We start from the raw sequence: 7,030 nt of genomic DNA, 5'->3' as shown, positions 1-7,030 counted from the left end.
GGGTGGCGCACGACGAGGCGCGGGATTATCACGCACCCGCCTCGCTCGCTGCCGACCAGTGGTCGCTCGACGGCCGCTGGACCGTGCACGACGAGAACGCGCAGCTGGCGCAGGCCGGCGGCCGCATCGTCTACCGCTTCCGCGGCCGTGACCTGCACCTGGTGCTGGGCCCCGCCGGCGACGGCAAGCCGATCCGCTACCGCGTCAGCATCGACGGCCAGCCGCCCGGCGCCGACCACGGCATGGACACCGACGCCGCCGGCAATGGCGCGGTCACCAGCCAGCGGCTGTACCAGCTGGTGCGCCAGGCCCACGGCAGCGGCGAGCGGCTGTTCGAGATCACCTTCCTCGACCCCGGCGTGCAGGCCTACGCGTTCACGTTCGGTTGATTGGTCCCCGTAGGAGCCCGCTTGCGGGCGACACCTCCGTGCTCGCAAAGCATCGCCCGCAAGCGGGCTCCTACACAAAAGAGCATCCACGGAGGCTGCCATGTCCCGCATCGATGAAACCCTCGCGATGGATCGCCGCCGCTTCCTGCGCGCCGCACTCGGCGGCGGTGCGCTGCTGGCCGTCGGCGGCGGCCTGCTGCTGCCGCGCTTGCATGCGGCGGCGAACACGCCGGTCGGCACGCCGGGCGAGGTGTTGCTGGAAATCTTCGACGACGCCGGCCGCGACCTCGGCGCGCGCAAGGTGGCGAAGCTGGTGCTGAGCGATGCGCAATGGCGGCAGCGGCTGCCGCCGGCGGCGTACGAGGTGATGCGCCACGAAGACACCGAGCGCGCGTTCAGCGGCGAGCACGAGCGGCCTGCCGTGCCCGGCCTGTTCCGCTGCATGGCCTGCGCCACCGCGCTGTACGACGCCGCCACCGAGTTCGACTCCGGCACCGGCTGGCCCAGCTTCTGGCAGCCGATTGCCGCCCGCAACGTGATCGAGCGCGGCGACCATCTGTTCGGCATGCAGCGCACCGCGATCAGCTGCGCCGGCTGCGACAGCCACCTCGGCCACGTCTTCGACGATGGCCCGCGGCCGACCGGCCTGCGCTACTGCATGAACTCGGTGGCGCTGCGTTTCGTGCCGCGCCGCGCCTGAGCGCGGGTGACTACCGGCCTTCCCGCGACCACGGCCACCAGCCGTGCCCCGAGCACGCGTAGCGATCGGCTGCCCGCTCGAACGGATTGCGCGCGCTGATGCCGCCGCACAGCAGGTACGACGGCAGGAACAGCGGGCCGAGCAGCATGTACTGGTAGACGTGGGCACGCTCGTGGTCGACCAGCAATACCGGTGGTTCGATGCCATGGCCGGCGCGATGCGCGTAGGTGAGGCACGGCACATCCAGCCGCTCGCCGGTGTGCACGATCACGTTGCCCAGGGTCAGCGCCCCGCCGCGCCCCCACGGCCAGCGCCGCACCACCAGCGCCAGCTCGCGCGGCTGCCAGCGCAGCCGCGCGCCGAAAGCCAGGCCGGCCAGACCCAGCAGCAGGCCGAGTAGGCTGTTCGGCAGCGCCCACAGCATGCCCAGCGCGAGCAGGCCACGCCGCGGCCAGCGTGAAGCGGATGAGTCGGGATGTCGCGGCATGTCGGCCCGGCTTGGATTCGGAGGTGGTCGTCGCCATCTTGTCGGCGTTGGCGCCCGGCGCCTGACCGTTATCGGAGTGAGTCTGCCATGAGTACACCACTGGCCATCCCGTGTCCGCATTGCGGCGCGCTGAACCGCGTGCCGGCCGAACGGGTGGACGAGCACCCGAACTGCGGCCGCTGCAAGCAGGCGCTGTTCGAGGGACATCCGGTGGAACTCACCACAGCGAACTTCGACGCGATCGCCGGCCGCGGCGACCTGCCGGTGCTGGTGGATTTCTGGGCACCGTGGTGCGGGCCGTGCGTCGGCTTCGCGCCGGTGTTCGTGCAGGCCGCCGGCAAGTTCGAACCGCGCCTGCGGCTGGCCAAGCTCGATACCGAGGCGCAGCCGCAACTGGCCCAGCGCTTCAACATCCGCAGCATCCCCACCCTGATCCTGTTCAAGCAGGGCCGTGAGATCGCGCGGCAGTCCGGCGCGCTGAACGCGGCGCAGCTGCAGCAGTTCGTCGAGGGCGCGCTGGCGCGCGGCTGATCGGAGCGCCCCCTGCCGTTGGGCATACTCCCGCCGACGCGACGGCAGGTTAGGCTTGGCGCTTTCGCCCGTGAGGAAAAACCGTGCGCAAGTCCCTGCAATCCGTCCTGCTGGCCGCCTTCGTGCTGGCCGGTTCCAACGCCGCCCCGGCCCACGCGGCCGACACTCCCAAACCGGCGGTAGACGCAGCCAGCAGCAACGGCTTCCACCTGCCGCCGCTGCCGGCCGATGCGCACGTGGCGCAATCGGCCGTGGTGGACGGCAAGACGCTCAAGTACACCGCCACGGTGGGCTCGCTGCCGGTGCGCGACGAGAAGGGCACGGTCATCGGCGAGGTGGTGTTCACCGCCTACACCATCGCCGGCAAGGACCGGCCGGTGACGTTCGCGCTGAACGGCGGCCCGGGCGCCTCGTCGGTGTACCTCAACCTCGGCGCGATCGGGCCGAAGAAGGTGAATTTCGGCGTCGAAGGCGACAACCCGTCCGACCCGGCGACCTTGCGCGACAACCCCGGCACCTGGCTGGGCTTCACCGACCTGGTGTTCATCGACCCGGTGGGCACCGGCTTCAGCCGCGCGCTGGTGGACGACAAGGAGGCCACCAAGCAGTTCTACAGCACCGACAGCGACATCAAGTACCTGTCGCGCATCGTCTACGACTGGCTGGTCAAGAACGGCCGCATGACCTCGCGCAAGTACCTGGTCGGCGAGAGCTACGGCGGCTTCCGCGGCCCGCGCATCACCGAGTACCTGCAGACCCGGCTCGGCGTGGCGATGAGCGGCGCGGTGCTGCTGTCGCCCTACCTCGACCCGGCCGCCTTCGACGACGGCAACGTGTCGCCGCTGCCATGGATGCTCACCCTGCCCTCGATCGCCGCCGCGCACCTGGAGCGCGAGCACAAGCTCAGCGCCGAGGCGATGGCGCCGATCGTCGAATACACCCGCGGCGAATACGCCAGCGACCTGCTGCGCGGCCGCTCCGATCCGCAGGCCACCGACCGCGTGGTGAAGAAGGTCACCGAGCTGACCGGGCTCGATCCGCTGTTCGTGAAGCGCTCCGGCGGCCGCCTCGAAACCCAGGCCTACCTGCGCGAGGTGTACCGCGCCGAGGGCAAGCTGGGCAGCCGCTACGATTCCAACGTCACCGCCTGGGATCCGTTCCCCTACGCGCCGCACCAGCAGACCGGCGACCCGATCCTCAACGGCATCATCGCGCCGACCACCAGCGCGATGGTCGACTTCGTCACCCGCGTGGTGGGCTGGAAATACGATGGCCGCTACAACGCGCTCAGCTACGAGGTGAACAAGCTGTGGCACCAGGACGAGGACGCCAGCAAGGGTTCAGTGTCGCAACTGCGCGAGGCGGTCGCCAACGACCCGGGCTTGCGCGTGCTGATCGCGCATGGCTGGGACGACCTGTCCTGCCCGTTCATGGCCTCGGTGCTGATCGTCGACCAGATGCCGCCGATGGGCGACCCCACCCGCGTGCAGGTGAAGAACTATCCCGGCGGCCACATGTTCTACGCGCGTGCGGACAGCCAGGCGACGCTGACCCGCGACGTGAAGGCGCTGTACGGCGTGAAGTGACTTCTTCGCCTGCATGCTGGGCCGGCATCGCCGGCCCGGCACCGCGGCTCAGCGCGCCGCGGTGCCGGCGCGTACCAGGTATTGCACGCTGAACATCCGTTGCGGATCGGTCCACACGCGCTGCACGGCCAGCCCGGCGCGAGCGGCCAGCGCGGCGAAATCCTCCAGCGAATACTTGCAGCTGTATTCGACCTGTATCGTTTCGTCGGCGCGGAACGGCACGTTCGCGCGGCCCACCTTCACCTGCTGCTCGCGGCGGCTGACGAGATGCGTCTCGATGCGCCCGGCCATCGGGTTGTAGTGCGCGCGATGGGCGAACGCCGACAGCTCGAAGTTGCTGCCGATCTCGCGGTTGAGCCGCGCCAGCATGTTCAGGGTGAACTCGGCGGTGACGCCGGCATGGTCGTTGTAGGCCGCCTCGATCAGCGCCGGATCCTTTTTCAGGTCCGCCCCGATCAGGATGCCGCCGGCGTCGCCCATCTCGTTGCGCATCTTGCGCAGCAGCGCGGCGGCCTCGCGGCTCTCGAAATTGCCGATGGTGGAACCGGGGAAATACAGCACGGTGCGCCGCGGCGCACGCGGCGGGATCGGCAGCCGCAGCGGCCGGCTGAAATCCGCGCACAACGGCTGCAGCGGCAGCCGCGGGAACGCCGTCGCCAGCCGCTCCATGCTTTGCCGCAACGGCTCGGGCGAGATCTCCACCGGCACGTAGGCCACCGGCGCGTGCAGGTGCCCGAGCAGCATCCGGGTCTTGATCGCGTTGCCGCTGCCGTACTCGACCAGCCGCACCCCGCTGCCCAGTTCATCGGCGATCGCGGCCGCGTGCTCATCCATCAGCGCGATCTCGCAGCGCGTGAGGTAGTACTCCGGCTGTTCGCAGATGCGCTCGAACAGCGCCGAGCCGCGCTCGTCGTAGAACAGCCACGACGGCAGCCGCTTGGGTTTCGCGCCCAGGCCGCGCTGGACGACCTCCAGCAGCTCGCTGCTCGGCGGGCGGCGCTCGTCGTCGCTGATGCCACAGGGTTGCACACTGCTCATCGGTCCTGTCCCAGTCGCAGCCCGGCGAATTGCCAACGGGCCTGGGGTGGAAAGAAATTGCGGTAGCTGGCACGCAGGTGACCGCGCGGAGTGGCGCAGGAACCGCCGCGCAACACCCACTGGCCGCACATGAATTTGCCGTTGTATTCGCCCAGCGCGCCGGGCAGCGGGCGGAAGCCCGGGTAGCCGATGTAGGGCGAGGCGGTCCATTCCCACACGTCGCCATACATCTGCTGCAGCCCGGCGCCGGCGCTGGCCGCGCGCGGCTGGAAGCGCTGCGCGTCCTGCAGGTTGCCGTCGATGGCGATGCCCTGCGCCGCCGACTCCCACTCCGCCTCGGTGGGCAGCCGCGCGCCGGCCCAGCGGGCAAAGGCCTCGGCCTCGAAATAGCTGAGGTGGCACACCGGCTCGTGCGGATCGAGCGCGCGCACGCCGGCCAGGGTGAACTCGCTGGCCAGGTCGTCCTGCCAGTAGATCGGGTGCTGCCAGCCCTCGCGCTGCAGCGTGGCCCAGCCGTCGGACAGCCACAGGCCGGGTTCGCGATAGCCGCCCTCGCGCACGAACGCCAGGTATTCGGCGTTGCTCACCGGCCGGTTGGCCAGCGCGTGCGGCTGCAGCAGGACACGGTGGCGCGGGGTCTCGTTGTCGAACGCGAAGCCCTCGCCGCGATGGCCGATCTCGACGATGCCCTCGCGGCCCGCGACGAAATGCAACGGCACCGGCACGCCCTCGTCCGCGGCGGGAACCGCCGCGCGCCACGCCGGCTGCAGCGGGTTGCACCACAGCGCGTGCTTGATGTCGGTCAACAGCAACTCCTGGTGCTGCTGCTCGTGCTGCAGGCCCAGCTCGACCCGCTCGAGCAACTCTGCATCGCCATCGCGACCGAGCATTTCGCCCACCGCATCGTCGACGCGGTGCCGGTAGTCGCGCACCTCGTCCAGCGACGGCCGCGACAGCAGGCCGCGCTGCGGCCGCGCATGCATCGGGCCGACCGACTGGTAGTAGGAGTTGAACAGATAATGCCAGGCCGGGTCGCGCGGCCGGTACGCCGGGTCGCGGCCCAGCACGAACTGCTCGAAGAACCAGCTGGTGTGCGCCAGGTGCCACTTGCCGGGGCTGGCGTCAGGCATCGACTGCAGCTGCAGATCCTCGGCGCTGAGGCCGGCGCACAGCGCTAGCGTGCACTGGCGTACCTGGCGGAATCGCGCCGCGATGCCGGCCGGCGCGGACGATTGCCAGGTCGTCACCGGCGCCCTCCCGGCATCCGCATGGCGGCCTCGGTACGGAGCGTTTCGCGATGCGGGCGGTTCAAAAACATGTCCGCCAGCATGCCGCGCCAACCGTTCACTTATTGTGATATGAAGATGGCAGATGCTTTGCAGCGCCGCCCCCGACGGCCGCCGTCGTAGCCGGCATGCAGCTCCCGCGGCCGGTTCACGATACCCGCTCCGCGCCAACCGACGAGGTAACGCTCATGAAAGCGGTTCTTCCCGCCCTGCTGTTCGTCCTCGCCGTCGGCAACGTGCACGCGGCCGAGCCAGGCCGCGCCCGTTCGCCGTTGCCGGCAAACGAGTGCATCGACACGACGCAGATCAACGAGTGGTACATCGTCGATGCGCGCACGGCCATCGTGCGCACCGGTCCGAAGCATTACCTGGTGACGCTGCAGAATGACTGCCCGCGACTCGGCACGCCACCGCCCGGGCTGATCTTCCGGCCCAACCCGTCCAACGCCATCGTCAACCGGGGCCGCATCTGCGGCGAGGTGGGTGAAACGGTGCACTCGCGCTACCAGCCGCCGTGCGCGATCGAATCCGTCAGCAGGATCGACAAGGCACGCTTCAAGCAGCTCGGCGAACACGCCACCCGGCACGGCAGCGGCGCCGAGCTGCCGCCGGCCCTGCCGGCACACTGAGGCACCGGTCGCCGAAACACGAAGAGCCCGGACAAGCCGGGCTCTTCGTCGTGCAATGCGATGATCCCACGCGTTGCTCAGTCGTCGTCATCGTCACCATATTCGCGGACATACCGTGTCTGGTACGGGTCGCCATACACCACGGTGCGGGTTTCGACTACGCGGCGACGCACGACCGGGGCATCCTCGTAGATCACCGTGCGCGGCGGGCCGTACACCACCGGTGCCTCGTAATACACCGGCGCCGGGCGCAACGCGTCGCTGACCAGGCCGGCCACGGCACCGGTGACGATAGCGCCGGCGATCCAGCGGCCGCCGCTCCAGTAACCACCGTGGCGGTAATAACCGCCGTCGTAATCGTGGTAACCGCCGTGCCACCCGCCG

At 69.8% G+C, this 7,030-nt stretch carries 8 protein-coding genes and 1 pseudogene; 5 read left to right on the top strand and 4 right to left on the bottom strand.

Going from position 1 to position 7,030, the window contains the following annotated elements; translation table 11 throughout:
* Window positions 1-389, top strand: a pseudogene (locus RHOFW104R8_RS11370) (cytochrome c biogenesis protein DipZ); the annotation flags it as partial.
* 100 nt (window positions 390-489) lie between these two features.
* The gene (gene msrB, locus RHOFW104R8_RS11365) at window positions 490-1,089 is read left to right on the top strand and encodes a peptide-methionine (R)-S-oxide reductase MsrB (protein ID WP_068096933.1); all 600 of its coding nucleotides are present in this window, start codon (window positions 490-492) and stop codon (window positions 1,087-1,089) included.
* Between the two features lie 10 nt (window positions 1,090-1,099).
* Here the strand turns inward: msrB and RHOFW104R8_RS11360 are convergent, their stop codons facing one another.
* The gene (locus RHOFW104R8_RS11360; RefSeq protein WP_068096936.1) at window positions 1,100-1,576 is read right to left on the bottom strand and encodes a hypothetical protein; all 477 of its coding nucleotides are present in this window, start codon (window positions 1,574-1,576) and stop codon (window positions 1,100-1,102) included.
* 87 nt (window positions 1,577-1,663) lie between these two features.
* Between RHOFW104R8_RS11360 and trxC the strand changes: the two genes are divergently transcribed.
* Together trxC and RHOFW104R8_RS11350 are read left to right on the top strand one after the other, a co-directional pair.
* Window positions 1,664-2,107, top strand: a complete 444-nt coding sequence (gene trxC / locus RHOFW104R8_RS11355) for a thioredoxin TrxC (RefSeq protein ID WP_068096939.1) — start codon at window positions 1,664-1,666, stop codon at window positions 2,105-2,107.
* 83 nt (window positions 2,108-2,190) lie between these two features.
* Entirely contained in the window at window positions 2,191-3,693 is a 1,503-nt protein-coding gene (locus RHOFW104R8_RS11350) for a S10 family peptidase (RefSeq protein ID WP_068096942.1), read from the top strand.
* Window positions 3,694-3,741: 48 nt separating this feature from the next.
* Here the strand turns inward: RHOFW104R8_RS11350 and egtD are convergent, their stop codons facing one another.
* Both egtD and egtB read right to left on the bottom strand, forming a co-directional pair.
* Window positions 3,742-4,731, bottom strand: a complete 990-nt coding sequence (gene egtD, locus RHOFW104R8_RS11345; RefSeq protein WP_068096945.1) for an L-histidine N(alpha)-methyltransferase — start codon at window positions 4,729-4,731, stop codon at window positions 3,742-3,744.
* Window positions 4,728-5,978: an ergothioneine biosynthesis protein EgtB gene (gene egtB, locus RHOFW104R8_RS11340; RefSeq protein WP_068096947.1), complete on the bottom strand. Its 1,251-nt coding sequence runs from the start codon at window positions 5,976-5,978 to the stop codon at window positions 4,728-4,730. Before egtB ends, egtD begins: the two co-directional genes overlap by 4 nt.
* 227 nt (window positions 5,979-6,205) lie before the next feature.
* On the opposite strand from egtB, the gene RHOFW104R8_RS11335 reads away from it, so the two are divergent.
* On the top strand, window positions 6,206-6,646 hold the full coding sequence (locus RHOFW104R8_RS11335) for a DUF6491 family protein (RefSeq protein WP_068097062.1): 441 nt from the start codon (window positions 6,206-6,208) through the stop codon (window positions 6,644-6,646).
* A gap of 77 nt (window positions 6,647-6,723) precedes the next feature.
* Here RHOFW104R8_RS11335 and RHOFW104R8_RS11330 read toward each other — a convergent pair.
* The coding region (locus RHOFW104R8_RS11330) for a hypothetical protein (RefSeq protein ID WP_068205437.1) at window positions 6,724-7,030 on the bottom strand (307 nt) is incomplete at its 5' end.

Origin of the sequence: Rhodanobacter sp. FW104-R8 (genome assembly GCF_001617365.1) — a bacterium.
In the GTDB taxonomy this organism is placed as follows: Bacteria; Pseudomonadota; Gammaproteobacteria; order Xanthomonadales; family Rhodanobacteraceae; genus Rhodanobacter.
This window is presented reverse-complemented; position numbering and strand designations above follow the sequence as displayed.

Coding starts and splice junctions, on each gene's coding strand:
- msrB (WP_068096933.1), top strand. CDS start 490: ATGTCCCGCATCGATGAAACCCTCGCGATGGATCGCCGCCGCTTCCTG.
- RHOFW104R8_RS11360 (WP_068096936.1), bottom strand. CDS start 1,576: ATGCCGCGACATCCCGACTCATCCGCTTCACGCTGGCCGCGGCGTGGC.
- trxC (WP_068096939.1), top strand. CDS start 1,664: ATGAGTACACCACTGGCCATCCCGTGTCCGCATTGCGGCGCGCTGAAC.
- egtD (WP_068096945.1), bottom strand. CDS start 4,731: ATGAGCAGTGTGCAACCCTGTGGCATCAGCGACGACGAGCGCCGCCCG.
- RHOFW104R8_RS11335 (WP_068097062.1), top strand. CDS start 6,206: ATGAAAGCGGTTCTTCCCGCCCTGCTGTTCGTCCTCGCCGTCGGCAAC.